The sequence below is a fragment of the Pelagovum pacificum genome, from assembly GCF_016134045.1.
GTDB classification, from domain to species: Bacteria; Pseudomonadota; Alphaproteobacteria; order Rhodobacterales; family Rhodobacteraceae; genus Oceanicola; species Oceanicola pacificus_A.
This window is the reverse complement of the sequence record NZ_CP065915.1, coordinates 1,400,755-1,415,645: the sequence shown is the minus strand read 5'-3', so window position 1 is coordinate 1,415,645 and position 14,891 is coordinate 1,400,755. Positions and strand designations below refer to the sequence as shown.

The following is a 14,891-nucleotide window of genomic DNA, read 5'->3' as shown; positions in this document are numbered from 1 at the left end:
AAGCCGGGGAGCGGACGGTGCCGCTCCCCGAGGTGGCGATCAGTTGATCGTGGCCTTGTCGAGGCGCCAGTGCGCGAAGCCCGACTCCTGCTCATAGCCGAGGTCGACGTTCGCGGCGCGCACGATCAGGTAGGCGTTGGTCGATACCGGCAGCATGGGCATGTCGGTCAGGAATTTGACCTCGATCTCCTGCACCTTCTCAATCCGGCGTTCGAGGTTCGGCTCGGCCATGGCTTCTGCAAGCAGGTCGTCGATGCCGTTGCCGTCCGCACCGTAGTGCGAGAAGTTGGGACCACCCGAACCGTCCGACTGCACCTCGTTCTCCACCGAAAGCTGGTCGGTGATCGCGAGCGTCGGTACCGGCGGATAGGCCGAAGAGCGCTGGAACAGCGTGTTCGTGCCGGTCCCCTGGTCGGCATGGAATGCCGTGTGGTCCTTGAGCTCGAGGTTCATGTCGATCCCGCCGGCGCGGAGCATCTCCTGGATCATCAGGCTGATCGACGAGTAGTCCTCCCGCTGGGATGTATACGCGTCGAAGCTCAACCCGTCCGGATAGCCGGCCTCGGTGAGAAGCTCCTTGGCACGTTCGACATTGTAGTCGTAACGGACCTCTTCCGGGATCGTCTCGCCATTGAAACCGCCGGGGAACGAAGGCGGGTTGAGGCCCCACGTCCGCTGGCTGATCGGCGCCATCGCTTCGGCGATCGTGTCACGGTCGATGAGATAGGCCACGGCTTGCCGAACCCGCTGATCGTCGAAGGGCGGCACCGTCATGTTCATCGAAACGGTGAAGAAGCTGCCGGGCGACGCGGTGTCAAAGTGAAGATCGCCGGCACGCTGCTGGATCGACGGAACCCAGCCGGGCGCGCGCACCCCTTCGATCATGTGGACATCGCCCGACAGCAGCGCGAGCGTGCGGGCCGTGGTGTCCGAGATGTAACGCACCCGCAGGTTCGGCGTGGCAGGCTGATCGCCCCAATAGCCCTCGAACGCGGTCAGCAGCACGCCCATCGACGGGTCCTGCGCGACCTCCTCGAGCTGGTAGGGACCGGTCCCGATCGGGTCCGTTTCGAACGCCTCGGGGCCCTTCTCTTCATACGCCGCCTTGGAGATGACCGAAGCCGAGTGGTGAAGCATAGGCCCGATGATGAAGAGCGGGTCCGGTTGCGAGAGGGTGATCTTCACGGTCATCGGACCTTCGACGGTCACGCTGCTGGCGTTCTGGAACAGTGCGGCACGCACACCAAGGATGTCCGGGTCGATGAGACGGCCGAGCGAGAATGCCACGTCCTCCGCGGTGAGTTCACCGTAATCCTTGTGGAACTGAACGCCCTCGCGGATTTCGAAGGTCCATTCGGTCGCATCGTCGGACATCGACCAGCTCGTTGCCAGCGCCGGCTGAACCTCATCGACGGTCGTCGGAAAGCGGCCTTCAGGCCCCATGACCAGCGTTTCAAAGATATGGATAATCGCCCACTCATCAGCCCCCTGGATCGACTTCGCGGAGTCGATTGTCCGCAGCCCACGGGCCGACAGCGCGATGACCAGCGTGTCGCTGGTTTGCGCGCTGGCGGGGCCGCCGATGGCGCTCGAAATCGCCAAACCTGAAACCATTGCACCCGTAGAGCCGAGCAGACGTCTTCTGGTAATGTTCATAATTTCCTCCCTGGATCGCCGCTGCGCGGCACTTGGCAGCGAAGAGCCGGGACGCCAAAGCGCCTCCTCCCCGGCCGTTGGTAACGCTACCAAAGGAAAGGTAGCGCTACCATACTTTCCCTGTCAATGATGTTTCCGGCATGCTGCCCCATACCGGCATGGGCAGCCCGATTGAGGAGGTAGAGCCATAAATCTAAGATCTTCGAGGGGGCCGACGCTGCTCGACGTCGCCAGGGAGGCCAACTGCAGCCCGATGACCGCTTCGCGAGCGATCAAGACGCCGGAAGCCGTATCGCCGAAACTTCGCCAACGTGTTCAGGAAGCGATTCGCCTGCTGAACTACGTACCGAACCTGAATGCCCGGGCGCTCGCTGCCGTGCGAACCGAGGTTCTCGGGGTGATCGTCCCTTCGCTCACTCAGCATATTTTCACGGATGTGCTTCGAGGGATCTATGACGGCGTTCAGGGCACTGCCCTGCAAGTTCAGCTCGGGAACAGTTTCTACGACGACGATGAGGAAACCCGCCTGATCGCCCAGCTCCTGAGGCAGAAACCTACCGCTTTGATCGTGTCAGGTGTCGACCAGTCCGACCAGGCCCGGGAGTTGCTCGAGCAGGCCAACTGCCCCGTCGTGCAAATCATGGACATAACCGATGACCCGATCGACCACGTGATCGGCTTCGATCACAAGGCAGCCGGCAAGGCGATCACCAGGCACCTCGTCGAAGAAGGCTACAACCGGATTGCCTTTGTCGGCGGCTGGCTGATCAGACGCTCAACCGGCCGGCTTCTCGGATTCAAAGAGGCCCTCGAAGAAGCGGGCTTGCTGGACGAGTCCCTGATTGTCAGCAACCCTGATGTCGACAGCGTCGAACGTCCGGGAGAGTCCACCACAGTGGAATTGGGACGCCGGCTGGCGTCGGAACTGCTGTCTCGCCACGCCAGGCCAGATGCCATCTTCTGCAACAATGACGTCCTGGCGTTGGGTGTGGCGTACGAGTGCCAAGCGCGCAACATCAGGATCCCCGAAGAGATGGGCGTGGCCGGATTTAACGATCTCGACCAGATGCAATCGGTGCATCCGCCGATTTCAAGCTTGAGAACCCATCGCTACGAAATCGGGCGGAAAGCCGTGGACACGGTCCTAAAGCTCGTCGACGGCGCCACCGATATTCCCCGCGTGGTCGATGTCGGGTTTGAAGTGATGAAACGCCAAAGCACAAACCGCAGTCAGGCCTGATGCTGGCGCACGGAGTAACGGCCCCCGAAGCCCGCCTCGACCTGTAGATCAATGAGCACGGGATGCAGGATCGACGCCCCGTTCCCCACTCGTTGAGAGAAACTGACCAATATTCGAAGGCAAAGTAAGAGTGGTCGCGCGGCTACGGAGCCTTCGAGCGGCCCATTGGTCTTCTTACTCCGGGCAAGCCAAGCGCGAGCTATCCATCGTCTTCAGAATGGTGCGGGTGAGAGGACACGCCCCCCACGCAAGTGGCGCCAGAATAAAAGGCGAAAATGGCAAACGACGGTCGGACAGTCTCGGACCTACTCGTCTTGCAAGTTCAACCGCTCTGGCTTGATACCACGCTTGAGGGCACTCTGACGAACTGCGGCGCGCATTTTCGGACTTCGCTCGAGGAGCCGAAGATAGGCGCGTTCGTCGAGAAGCAGCAGCGTTGATGGAGCGAGCGCGACGACCTTCCCTCGGCGCGGCTTGCGCAGAAGGGGCGCCATCTGACCGAACATTTCCCCGCGACCGAGCCTCCAGGTCTGCGCCGCCGTCTTGAGCTCCACGGCGCCGGAGGCGACGAAGTAGACCCCGGCGCTCACACCATCTTCTGCAATGATCGTCTGGCCCGCATTTACGTAACGCGTTTCCAATACCCGAGCCAATTGCTTCACAACGGTGCTGTCGAGCTCTTCGAAAAGCGGAAACTGCCGGACCACTTCAGAACGCTGCAGCGCAAGGTCGAGCCGCGGCCGTCGTTCGGCCCGGGCCCGTCGACGCGTGAGGCCCTGCATCAGACTATTGTGTAGTTCGGCGCCGATCAGGCCGTCCTCGAGCATCGCACCATATTCCCGTTCCTCCATGCGCAGTGTGGTTCGGCGGATAAAACGGCGTTCGAGCTCGTCTGCGTAACCGGGATACTGCAGACGCAGGCCTTCCAGCGCCGCCTCCACCGCATCTTGGCGCCGCGCCAGAAGTTCAGACAGAAGTTCGGCGACCCGTCGCCCGTGAATGCGTCGGATACGGCCATCCACGAACCCTTCGAGATCCCGAAGAATAAGCCGCTGCGACAGCAGCCGCTCGAAACGGTCGGCCGTCAGACGTGCCAGCGGCAAAGAGATGCGAAGCCTCCGGTGCAGTACGACGGCGACTTTGAAGGGGAGCCTGAAGGCCACACTGTTGCGGGCCGCATGTTGATAGCCATGTCGACCGCCGGAACGTGTCGCTTCAATCAAACGCCCGGCATCAGCCAGTGCGCGCTCCGACTGCCGGGAAGAAATGATCCGCTCCCGCAGACGTTCGAGGATCAGGTCCCGTTCAGCACCTGCCAGCGCCAGCAGGCCGAGAGTGACTCGGTCACGGTCGAGGATCTCGGTCGATTCCTCTGCCGCCTTGACAGCCTCGTCCAGCCGCCGGCCAAAGCTCTTGGCTTCCGCACGCACAACTTCACGATTGAGATCGTAGGTGGCGGTTGCCTTGGACACATCCTCTCGAACCGCCTGAAGGGAGACCGCAACGACCTGCCGGGACAGTGCCTCGTCTATGGCGGACAGCTTTGCCAACCCGAGCCGCTGGATCACCCAGCGAAGGGTCGTTCCCTGGATCAAGAGCGTGAAGAGCGTGAAGCCGGTCGCAAGAATACCGATCAGCCGTTTCACTTCCAGCGGCACAAACGTGCTCTCGGTCACAGCCAGTGCCAGCGCGAGCGTCACTGCGCCACGAAGGCCGCCCCAGAGGATCGCCGTGCGATAAGGTCGGTCCACGGCGGGCGAGAGGCGCACTCGCGTCAGCAAGGGCAGAAGGCCGAACAGGATAACGGCTCGTGCGGCGATGGCGGTAAGCGTCACCAGACTGATCAGCATCAGGTCGGAGGGTCTTACCGCCTCGAGCATGCGAGGGATGAGAAGAGCGGCAAGGATAAAGATCAGCGCCCCAGCCCAATGTGCGAGCAATTCCCAGACCTCGCGCAGATTGCTCCAGCTGGAGGGCGTGAGCCTGCCCGGCCCCGCGAGGTTGAGCGTCAGGCCTGCCGCCACCACCGCGATGACGCCGGAGGCGCCTACCAGTTGTTCAGCCGCGATATAGGTGAGGTAAGGCAAGGAAACAGAGATCGAGATCTGCGCCAGCTCGAAACGTCGGCAGAGCACCATGAGGGCGAGCGCGGCACGGCTTAACAGCCAACCGGTGACCAAGCCACCGGCGACAAGCCCCGGAAAACGGAGGACCGCATCCAGCAGTCGTGGATCCGGCGACCCTTGCGAGACATACCCGATGAACAGCCCGAAGAGAGCGATGGCGGCCGCGTCGTTCAGAAGACTTTCGCCTTCGATGATCCGGGCCAGCCGGCGCGGGGCGGAGATCGACCGGAATATGCTCACGACCGCCGAAGGATCGGTCGTGGAGACAATCGCCCCGAGAAGCAGGCATGCAGCGATAGGCAGCCCACTCGCCCAGCCGAGTGTGACGCCGATAGCAACGGTCGAGAAGAGCACCGCAATGACCGCAAGGACGAGGATCGGCACCCAGTCGTCGAGCATCCTTCGAATATTCACGCCGAGCGTAGCCTGGAACAGCAGCGTCGGCAGGAAGACATAAAGAAAGACGTTGGCCCGGATCGGAAGGTTGAGGACAGCAGCCGCCAAGGGGTTCAAGGCGTCGGTCAGTTCGGTTGCCAGGAAGAAGCTTGCCCCGATACCGATGAGCGTGCCCAGCACTGCCAGGATCACACTGTAGGGCAGTCTCAGCCGGCCCGCTATTGGCTCTGCCAGGCCGATCACCAGAAACAGCGCGGCGACGAGAGTTACGATGAAGACGATGCTCATGAAGGCTGGTTAGTTTGTTTCAATGAAAGAGGGAACGATTGGCCAGCAGGCCAGCCGTACTCTTCATGCCTGCATGAGCGAGGACAGTTCGCCGCGCGCCATTAAGCTCGGCTCGTCCGAAAAGGGATAACCTCCTCCACCGGACCGGACCCAAGCGCCTTGGCGCTCGATCCATACGCCAAAACAAGGTGGCACAATCCTACAGTAAGACCAGCAACGTTCGCGCGGCGCAGTTCTTGCTTGGTCACACGAAGATGTCCAGTTTTGCCCGTCACCTAGGCGCCAAACTCGAAGATACTCTCCCAATCGCCTCTGCGAACGAGATATGGGCTAAACGGGCAGTCGGTGGCGACCGGCCCCACGCGGTCATCCTCCCCCTACAGGCCCGTAGCCATTTCCAACCCTTTGCCGACCTTTGCCCCCTGCCCGGTCGTCGCCGCTACCGGCCCTAGCTGGCTCTCCCAGCGCGTCTGGTCGCCAGCACTCGCATCAACAGGGCGGCCATTGACGACCCAGCGCAACATCGCAAGCGTTCTGGCGGCAGCAATTAGGGCTCCCAAGGGTGTTACTTGAGAGAGGACCACTCATCAGGTGCAGACCAAACCGCTTCTATCACTGGTTGCGAGAAAGCAGGCCGGGGAAACACGTCAGCCGGGCCTTAATCACGTGTGGCCACGACCGCTTTGCTTAGGGACCCTGGTTGCGGGTCGAAGCCAATCGGATCGGACGAAGATAGCCGACGTGTATACGTGACGTCTGGCGTATGATTAAGGGCCCTTCCAGCTGCCTCTCAGCCGACAGGCCCTCCTGATCGCTGTTGAAGTGCGAGAGCTCGCACCGGAACAAGAAATCGGGTCGTTGCGATTGAAACACCGGCCGCCGCTGTCTGGCTTGGCGGCCGTTCAGACGAGGTGGCGGGGGATCGACCGCGTCCACTCCAGGTCACGAACCAGCGTATCCCCCTCCCAAGCACGTAGCCGCGCGGCGATGTGGAAAGCGTCGCGATCGCAAGTCAGGGTCGTGTCCGTCACCGACTTTATCGACCAGTCGCCGCGCGACATCTCGTGCACCCAGACCACCTGCGCCTCGGCCGATAGCGGGTCGTACGGCAAAGTGGAATAGCGCTCGCGCACGTCGGCCGAGTGGAGCAGGTCGTGCGGCGTGATGTGCGCAGCGCCCTCATGGTCGAAGGATTCGACGACCACGCGGCCGGTGTCGCGATCCTCGGTGACGCTCCACCCGGAATGGGGCTCGACATGGTAGTCGACCTCCAGCGGTTCCGCCGCACGGGGCGGGTCGAACCGGTCGGCCACCGTCAGGTCCCCGGTGCGCACCGGCAGCGTCAGGGCGCAGCGTGCCGGGAACAGGGTCAGCGTCACCGGTTCCGGTGCCGGCCAGATGATCGGGAAATAGCAGCTGGACAGGCCAAGGCGGATACGATGCCCGGCGCGAAAGGTCTGCGCAACATGCTTCATCTCGACCTCGGCGGTGTAGGTTTGGCCAGGGACCAGCGCTTCGGGCGTCTCGTGACTGTCGCGGTGGGTCAGGTTCAGAATACCATAGCTGACGCGCGTGGCGGCACCGTCGGGGGCCACGTCCATCAGGCGAGCGGCGACCTGCGCCACGGGGCGGTCCACTTGAAAGGTCAGGGTGACGGTCGCGTCGCCGGCGATGTGCGTATCCTCGGTCAGCGGCGCTGTCTCGAAGACCAGGCTGCCGGCATCTTCACGCCGCTGGTCCCCCGGTTGGTCGCCGCGCTTGGCGTAGGAACACCACTTGCCCGCATGCGCGCCGACCCATAGCGGCGAGGCTATGTCTCGCCGGTCGTCAGGATGAGCGTCGCCGCCGAGGCGGCCGTCAGTTCCCAGCCCAAAGGTCCGGCGATCGACATTGGGCGAAGGCCATGCCGGTTCAGTGATCCAGTGCCCGGCGCGCTGCTTGTAGTGACCGCGCGGCTCGGCGTGATCCTGCAGGAACAGCCGTAGCGGATCCTCGTCCATGATCCCGGTATCGCGGCCCTTCAGCCAGTGATCCCACCAGCGGGTTTCCTCGGTCAGCCAGTCGATTGCGGGGCCGGGTTCGCCCAAGTGCGGATACTTGTGCGACCAAGGCCCGACGATGCCCTTGGCCGGCGCCTGCAGCGTCTCAACCAGCCGGAACACCGCTCGGCAATAGCCGTCGGCCCATCCCGAAACTGCGTAGACCGGAATCTTGATCGCGTCGATATCCTCGCAGACCGAGCCGTGCTTCCAGAAGTCGTCACGCGTCTGGTGGCGCAGCCATTCGTCCAGCCACAGGCCGGATTCGTCCAACCGCTGGTGCCACATGTCGCGCCAGCGATCACCCACATGGACCGGGTCAGGCGGCAGCGTGTTTATGCCGAACATCACGGACGCCCAGGACAGATGATCGCACAGCAGCGCGCCGCCCATGTAGTGGATGTCGTCGGCATAGCGGTCGTCTGTCGAACAGATCGTCACCACTGCCTTCAGTGCCGGCGGCTGCAGGGCGGCGAGCTGCAGCCCGTTGAAGCCGCCCCAGGAGATCCCGACGATTCCGACGCCACCGTCGCACCATGTCTGGTCCGCGATCCATGCGATGGCATCGCAACCGTCTTGCAACTCGACCGGCGAGTATTCATCGGTCATCAGGCCCTCGGATTCGCCGCTGCCGCGAATGTCGAGCCGGACGTAGGCATACCCCTGCGCCGCGATCCAAGGCGCGCGCGCGTGGTCACGCTCCAGCGTCTTGTCGTTCTTGCGGTAGGGTATGTATTCCAGAATCGCCGGAACAGGAGTGTCGTCCGCGTCTTCGGGCAGCCAGATACGGGCGGCCAGCCGGGTGCCGTCCGGCATCGGGATTTCGAAATGCTCGATCTCGCGTACCGGGCGCGGAAGGTCGGTATCAATCTTCATCTGCTCGCTCGCCTGATATCGCTGGGCCAGAGTGGCTTGTCGTCCTTCGCCAACGCGAAGTCCACCGGGCGCTATTCCACGATGTCCGTGAATTCGTAGTTCAGGCGTTTCATCACCTGCTCGTAGTTCCATAGCAGCTTAGACTGCTTGGTCGCCCCCATCCACACCGAGGCGATGGCAAAGCTGTAGGCGTCCTGCTCGGGCAGGTCGGACAGTAGCATGCCCTTCGACACGTACGAGGTGACGCGCGTACCGTCGACCTGCTCAGCGGCGACCTCTATTTCGGCGCGCGACGGTGCGCGCGCGATCGTCGCGTCGCGGAAGAACACCCGGTAGAAGAACTCCGCCGCCACGTTCTGCTGCCCTTCGCGGTGCGGCAGGTCAGGCTTGCGCCCCAGCCCCAGGTCGACGGTGACCTGCTGATGGCTGGCGCCGTCGACCATCTCGAACAGGTCACAATGCGACTGCGCGATGCGCGTGTTGATCTCGAGCAGCCAGATCTTGTCCTGCACTTCGTCCCAGTAATACTCGATGTTAAAGCCCGCGTTGTCGTAGCCGATATGCGCCATGATCGACCGCGTGATCTCCCACATCTTCTCCTGCACCTTGGGCGGAAGCTGCGACGGGTAGAGGTAGTAGAAGAAACTCAGCACCTGCGGGTAGCGGATCGAATCCACCGTGCCGTAGGGCACGACCTCGCCGTTGTGCACGTAGCCCTCGACCGTGCATTGCCGCCCGCCGATCACCTGTTCGGCCATGCAGTAATGCCCCTCGACGGCGCGGATGTCGTCGGGCAGGTCGGCTTGGCTCAGGACATGGTCGAACGGTTCGCCGATCGAGCGGATCTCGGCGCGCAGCTTTTCCGTGGCGAAATCGAAATCCTCGGGGCTGTCGATGCGAAAACCCAGCCGCGAGCCGGACGACTTGATCGGTTTGACGAAGAAAGGAAAACGCAGGTCGGCCTCGCCGATCTTGGACAGCGCGGAGTCGTCGAACGGGTCGAAGGCGGTGAATTTCGGGATGTGGTCCGGGATCGCCTCCCGCATCACGCTGCGCGACCAATATTTGTGCTCGCATTTCAGCAGGCTTTCCAGCGACGCCTGCGGCGTCCCGTATTTCTTGCAGAGGATTGGCAGCATGGTCGAAACGGGAAAGTCGATATAGCCGACGATCGCGTCGATTGATCCGTCATGCCCGTCAAGCGTCGCCTCGGCCTCGGCCAGCATGGCGGGAATGTCGAAATCCTGCGTCTCCGAGACCTGGCTCGGGCTCAGCAGCGGGTGAAACCTCACGTCCTCGACGCCGCGTAGGCGTTTCAGTCGTTCGGCGTTCAGATCGTTCAGTCCTATGACGAATACGTGCTTGGTCATGTTTGCGCCCTCCTGCGACGACGATGCGTGAATGGGCCGGGCGGGCGTCTCTTATGGCGGGCCGCCCGGCGAGGGTGAGGGCGGTCTGGGCCCGTGCGGCCCATGACCGGGACCCGAGTCAGGTTTGCGCCAGCTTGGCCTGCGTGGCGAAGCTACGGCCCTTGAGACGATCGGTCGTACCGGCGATATCATCGACCAGAAGCAGCAGAAAATCGCCGGGCTCGGCGGATTCCATCGCGCGATCGACAGCCTCGGCCTCGTCCAGGATGATCTCAACAATCTCGGCGCCGCCCTCGGAGGCCGCGCCATCGTGGATCAGGCGGGCGACCTCGCCCTCGTCGCGGCCGCGCGCGTCGGTCTCATAGACGATGACTCTGTCGCACATCCGTGCGAGCTGGGCACCCAGAGCGATCAGATCCTCGTCACGGCGGTTGCCCGGCGCGGTCGAAACAGCGATCTTTCGCCGCGTGCCCAGGCCCCGAACCAGCGGTTCCAGCGCAATCAGCGCAGGGACGTTGTGACCGTAATCGATCAGGCAGCGCACGCCGTCGGCCTCGAAGTAGTTCGTTCGCCCGGGCATCTGCGCGGGCGTCGGATGGAAGGTCAGCAGCCCGGCGCGGATATCGTCAAGCTCGATCCCGTGGGCCAGAGCTGCGCCCGCCGCGGCCATCGCATTCTGCACGTTGAAGGGCGCGTGCCCCTCGAAGGCGATGGGAACGTCGTTGACCTCGACGATGTCGACCGTGACCTTGCCTCGCAGCAGCACGATCTTGCCCTGCTTCACGGTCAGGACCATGCCCAGCCCCGCCAGATGATCGAACAGCTCGGGGTTGTCCGGATCCATCGTGAAGTAGATGATCTCGCCTCGGGCCCAGTAAGTGCCCTGGTCCATAACCAACGGGTCGTCGGCGTTGAGAACGCAATAGCCGCCCTCGTCCTTGCGCTTGACGGCGTCGACCACGACGGTCTTGCAACGCGCAAGCTCGTCCAGCGTATGGATGCCGCGCTCGCCCAGGTGATCCGACGCGATGTTGAGCAGAACGCCCACGTCCGCCTCGTCGAAGCCGAGGCCGCGGCGCATGATGCCGCCGCGCGCCACCTCAAGCACCGCGTGCTCCACGGTGGGTTCGCGCAGTACGGCTTGCGCAGCAGCGGGACCCGAATAATCGCCGCGCAGAATGACATTATTGTCGATCTCTACCGTGCCGGTGCAGCCCATGCCCACCGACCAGCCCGCCTGTCGCAGGATGTGCGTGATCAAGCGCGTAGTCGTGGTCTTGCCGTTCGTGCCGGTGATCGCCGTGATCGGAATGCGACCGTTGTCGGTCGGGTCGGGGAACAACATGTCGACGATGTGTTCGCCCACCGGGCGGGGCGTGCCGTGCGTGGGCGCCATATGCATTCGGAACCCCGGGCCGGCATTGACCTCGACGACGCCGGCGGGCTGCTGGTCCAGCGGGATCGACACGTTCTGGCACAGCAGGTCGATGCCAATAACGTCGAGCCCGACCAGCCGGCCGATCCGTTCCATCGCGAACTTGACCTCGGGGTGGACCTCGTCCGTCAGGTCGGCGGCGGTGCCCCCGGTCGAAATGTTTGCGGTCGATTTCAGGAAGGCGATTTCGCCCTCGGGCAGCACGGTGTCCAGCGCCAGCCCGGCCTGGTCCAGCATGCGCCGGGTCTGGTCATCGACATCGATCTGGGTCAGCAGGTTCTCATGCCCAACTCCGCGCCGGGGATCGGCGTTCTCAGTGTCGATCAACTGCTGGATCGTGTGCGTGCCGTCGCCCTTCACGTGGGCGGGCCGCCGTCGCGCGGCGGCGACCAGCTTGCCGCCGATCACCAGCATGCGGTGATCCTCGCCCTTGATGTAGCTTTCGACGATCACGCCGGCATAATCGTCGCGGGCTCGCGACACAGCCGCGTCATAGCCCGCGCGCAGGTCCTCGACCGAGGCGATGTCGGTGGTCACGCCGCGGCCGTGGTTGCCCGACAGCGGCTTGGTCACCACCGGCCAGCCGATCCACTCGGCGGCAGCCTGCGCCTCGTCGAAGGAATAGCAGGTCTGGCCCCGCGGCACCGGCACCCCCGCATCTGCCAGGATCTGCTTGGTCCAGTCTTTATCGTCGGCGATCGAGTGGCCGATGATGCCCGACGCGTCGGTGACCGTGGCCTGGAACCGGCGCTAATTTTTGCCGTGGCCCAGCTGGGTATAGCTGGTGCCCGCGGTCAGGTTGTTCCACGGGATGTTGCGCGCCTTGGCGGCGTTCACGATCGAACCCGTCGACGGCCCCAGCGCGTTGGCGTCACGCACTTCCTTGAGGTGGTCGATATGCGGCTGCAGATCGACCGGCTGGCCATCGTACAGCCTGCGCACGATATCGACGGCCGCCTCTCCTGCGGCAAGGCCCGTCGCCTCGTCGCGGTAGCGATAGACGACGTCGTAGATGCCGCGATCGTAGCTGTCGACCGTCTTGCCGTACCCCACGGAGAAGCCCACGAGGTTCTGCAGTTCGATGGCGACGTGCTCGACCATGTGCCCGGCATAAGTGCCGTTTTCCACCCGCTGGAGGAAGCCGCCCGGCTCACCGACCGAGCAGCGATGGTCGTAGATGGTCGGAATCAGCGCCCTGAGCGCGTCCACGATCCCGGGGACCTTATCGCTTGGGCGGTCCTCGAGATCATCGATGTCGAGGCGCATGTAGATAGATTGGTAGCGGCTGAAATAGTTGGGGCCGCGCAGTGCGCGGTTTTCAAGTATTTGCAATCCTTGGCTCCAGACCGTGTGCCTCAAGCTCGTCGGGCTCGAGGACTCGCCGGTCTGTCAGGCTATATCCATACCCATCGACCAGCGCGTGCATTTTCACGCCGGAAACCGCGACAGCTTCTCCTTCGGCGAGGTCATACACATTCGAACCGCTGATCTCCGAACTGTCAACCACGATGACGTGTCCGGGGCCGAACACCCGGATGAGTCCGCCGTCGAATTGCGCCGCCGCGTCCTCTCCGAGCCCCACGCCAAGGTATTCCGGGTTGGTCGCGCCGACCTCCATCAGGCGCGAGAACCGCCCCCGTTCGAGAAAGTGCGTGTCTATGATCACGCCGTCGATGAACCCGAAGCCGGCCGACATCTTGACGGCGCCCTTGCGCAGCGAGTCGTCGGCCGGGCCGCCATAGACCATGGTCGATGACTGGCAGGCCGCGCCCGCGCTGGTGCCAGCGATGACCATCCCTGTCTCGTGCCGCCGGCGGATCGCGTCGAGCGCGGCCGAGCCGCCGAAGACATGTGTCAGGCGCATCTGGTCCCCGCCCGAGATGAAAAGCACGTCCACGCGCTTGATCATCTCGATCACCTGCGGGGCATTGGCGCCACGCCGGTCGCGCACGCGCACGTCCAGGACATCGGCCGCACCGATGATGCGGAACGCTGCGTCGTAGGCGGCGAAGACGTCGTCGGGGATGCTGCTGGCGGTGGTAACCACGCCCACCACCGGATCGGGTTTTTCCGTCAGCGCGAGGACGGTGCGCAGAATGCCGATCTCGTTGGTCTTGTCCTCGGCACCGCCGATGGCGACCAGCGCGCCGCGGGCGCGCCTCGGCGCCGCGACGGTTTCCGGAGCACCCTCGGTAACCTTTGCCGACATGTTCATCAATCTGTCCTGATTGGCGGGCGATGCCCCATATGTTGTGGTTAGGTTACCAAGAAATCGTTCACGCGACAGCCCCATGTCGCATGAATTGATCTTCGCGTCACGAACTGCCACTTGTTTCGGCACTGCCCGGGCAGAGGGATTGGCCATTGTCCGGAAATCGGCACGAGGTGCAACATGACTGGCAGCTACACTCTCGTGATCCATGGAGGAGCCGGCGTATTGCCCCGAGAGGCGATGACGCCCGAGGCCGAGGGGCGGTATCATGTGGCTCTGAACCACGCCCTGGCCGCCGGCGAGGCCGTGCTGGCCGCCGATGGCAGCGCGGTCGACGCGGTCGAGGCGGCTGTCTGCGCGCTTGAGGACGAACCGCTGTTCAACGCCGGCCGTGGCGCGGTTTTCACCCGCGACGGGCGGCACGAGATGGACGCCGCGATCATGGATGGGCGCGACCGGATGGCGGGCGCGGTCGCCGGAATCTGCGGCCCCCGCAATCCGATCCGCGCTGCCCGTGCGGTGATGCAGCGGACCGACCACGTACTGATGATAGGTGCAGGCGCGCATGCCGTCGCCACGGAGGCTGGGCTACCTTTCGAGGAGGACACCTATTTCTTCACCCAGGCGCGCTGGTACAGCCTGCAGGAGACGCTCGAGATGGAGCGCGCCGGACGGCTGGACGATGATCCGAGTCGGCGACACGGCACGGTGGGCGCTGTCGCTCGCGACCGGCACGGCGCGCTGGCGGCCGCCACTTCGACCGGGGGCATGACCGCAAAGCGGACGGGCCGCGTGGGCGACACCCCGGTCATCGGCGCGGGCACCTTCGCCGACAACCGCAGCTGCGCCGTCTCTGCCACCGGCGACGGCGAAGCTTTCCTGAGGCTGGCCGTCGCGCACGAGATCGAAGCCCGGATACGGTTGACCTCGGCCTCGCTCTACGATGCGGCCGGCGGCGTGGTCCGCGACGATCTTACGTCGATCGGAAGCTCCGGCGGGCTGATCGCGGTGGCTGCGGACGGCAGCTTTACCGCGCCGTTCAACTGCGAAGGCATGTACCGCGGCTGGAGCGTCGAGCACGGCGCGCGCGAGACCCATATCTATTGATGCCTGAAAACGAGATCGACGCAGGATAGGTCGGCAATGGCGCTTGCCGTCATTTCTCCTGCCCTACGAGTGATTAGCGCGTCGAATATGACGCGCGCCGTGAGCATCATCTCTGCCTGCCAATCGGCACTTTCATTCCATAGGCT

Annotated in this window: 8 protein-coding genes and 1 pseudogene; 2 read left to right on the top strand and 7 right to left on the bottom strand. The window is 63.8% G+C overall.

From position 1 onward, the window contains the following. Positions 1 to 39: 39 nt before the first annotated feature. Positions 40 to 1,602: an ABC transporter substrate-binding protein gene (locus I8N54_RS07035; protein WP_232790445.1), complete on the bottom strand. Its 1,563-nt coding sequence runs from the start codon at positions 1,600 to 1,602 to the stop codon at positions 40 to 42. A 241-nt stretch (positions 1,603 to 1,843) separates the two neighbouring features. On the opposite strand from I8N54_RS07035, the gene I8N54_RS07030 reads away from it, so the two are divergent. Continuing rightward, positions 1,844 to 2,896: a LacI family DNA-binding transcriptional regulator gene (locus tag I8N54_RS07030; RefSeq protein ID WP_408635371.1), complete on the top strand. Its 1,053-nt coding sequence runs from the start codon at positions 1,844 to 1,846 to the stop codon at positions 2,894 to 2,896. A 305-nt stretch (positions 2,897 to 3,201) separates the two neighbouring features. Here I8N54_RS07030 and I8N54_RS07025 read toward each other — a convergent pair whose 3' ends face one another. The 6 genes and pseudogenes from I8N54_RS07025 to I8N54_RS07000 form a co-directional block, all read right to left on the bottom strand. Then, positions 3,202 to 5,706, bottom strand: a complete 2,505-nt coding sequence (locus I8N54_RS07025; protein ID WP_140193240.1) for a cation:proton antiporter — start codon at positions 5,704 to 5,706, stop codon at positions 3,202 to 3,204. 902 nt (positions 5,707 to 6,608) lie between these two features. Next, on the bottom strand, positions 6,609 to 8,621 hold the full coding sequence (locus tag I8N54_RS07020) for a CocE/NonD family hydrolase (protein WP_140193241.1): 2,013 nt from the start codon (positions 8,619 to 8,621) through the stop codon (positions 6,609 to 6,611). A 71-nt stretch (positions 8,622 to 8,692) separates the two neighbouring features. Then, positions 8,693 to 9,991 (bottom strand): ATP-grasp domain-containing protein, encoded by a 1,299-nt coding sequence (locus I8N54_RS07015; protein WP_140193242.1) that lies wholly within the window; start codon positions 9,989 to 9,991, stop codon positions 8,693 to 8,695. 118 nt (positions 9,992 to 10,109) lie between these two features. Next, a pseudogene (gene cphA, locus I8N54_RS07010) lies at positions 10,110 to 12,164 on the bottom strand (cyanophycin synthetase); the annotation flags it as partial. A gap of 12 nt (positions 12,165 to 12,176) precedes the next feature. Further along, positions 12,177 to 12,758, bottom strand: a complete 582-nt coding sequence (locus I8N54_RS07005; RefSeq protein ID WP_197097473.1) for a cyanophycin synthetase family protein — start codon at positions 12,756 to 12,758, stop codon at positions 12,177 to 12,179. After that, positions 12,745 to 13,791, bottom strand: coding sequence for a cyanophycinase (locus I8N54_RS07000; RefSeq protein WP_232790444.1), 1,047 nt, complete (start codon positions 13,789 to 13,791; stop codon positions 12,745 to 12,747). Before I8N54_RS07000 ends, I8N54_RS07005 begins: the two co-directional genes overlap by 14 nt. Positions 13,792 to 13,818: 27 nt before the next feature. Here I8N54_RS07000 and I8N54_RS06995 point away from each other — a divergent pair, with 27 nt between their 5' ends. Then, positions 13,819 to 14,745 (top strand): isoaspartyl peptidase/L-asparaginase family protein, encoded by a 927-nt coding sequence (locus I8N54_RS06995; protein ID WP_140193243.1) that lies wholly within the window; start codon positions 13,819 to 13,821, stop codon positions 14,743 to 14,745. Positions 14,746 to 14,891 lie beyond the last annotated feature (146 nt).

Excerpts from the sequence above, each read along its gene's own strand:
- I8N54_RS07025 (WP_140193240.1), bottom strand. The coding sequence starts at position 5,706 with ATGAGCATCGTCTTCATCGTAACTCTCGTCGCCGCGCTGTTTCTGGTG.
- I8N54_RS07020 (WP_140193241.1), bottom strand. The coding sequence starts at position 8,621 with ATGAAGATTGATACCGACCTTCCGCGCCCGGTACGCGAGATCGAGCAT.
- I8N54_RS07015 (WP_140193242.1), bottom strand. The coding sequence starts at position 9,991 with ATGACCAAGCACGTATTCGTCATAGGACTGAACGATCTGAACGCCGAA.
- I8N54_RS07000 (WP_232790444.1), bottom strand. The coding sequence starts at position 13,791 with ATGGCCAATCCCTCTGCCCGGGCAGTGCCGAAACAAGTGGCAGTTCGT.
- I8N54_RS06995 (WP_140193243.1), top strand. The coding sequence starts at position 13,819 with ATGACTGGCAGCTACACTCTCGTGATCCATGGAGGAGCCGGCGTATTG.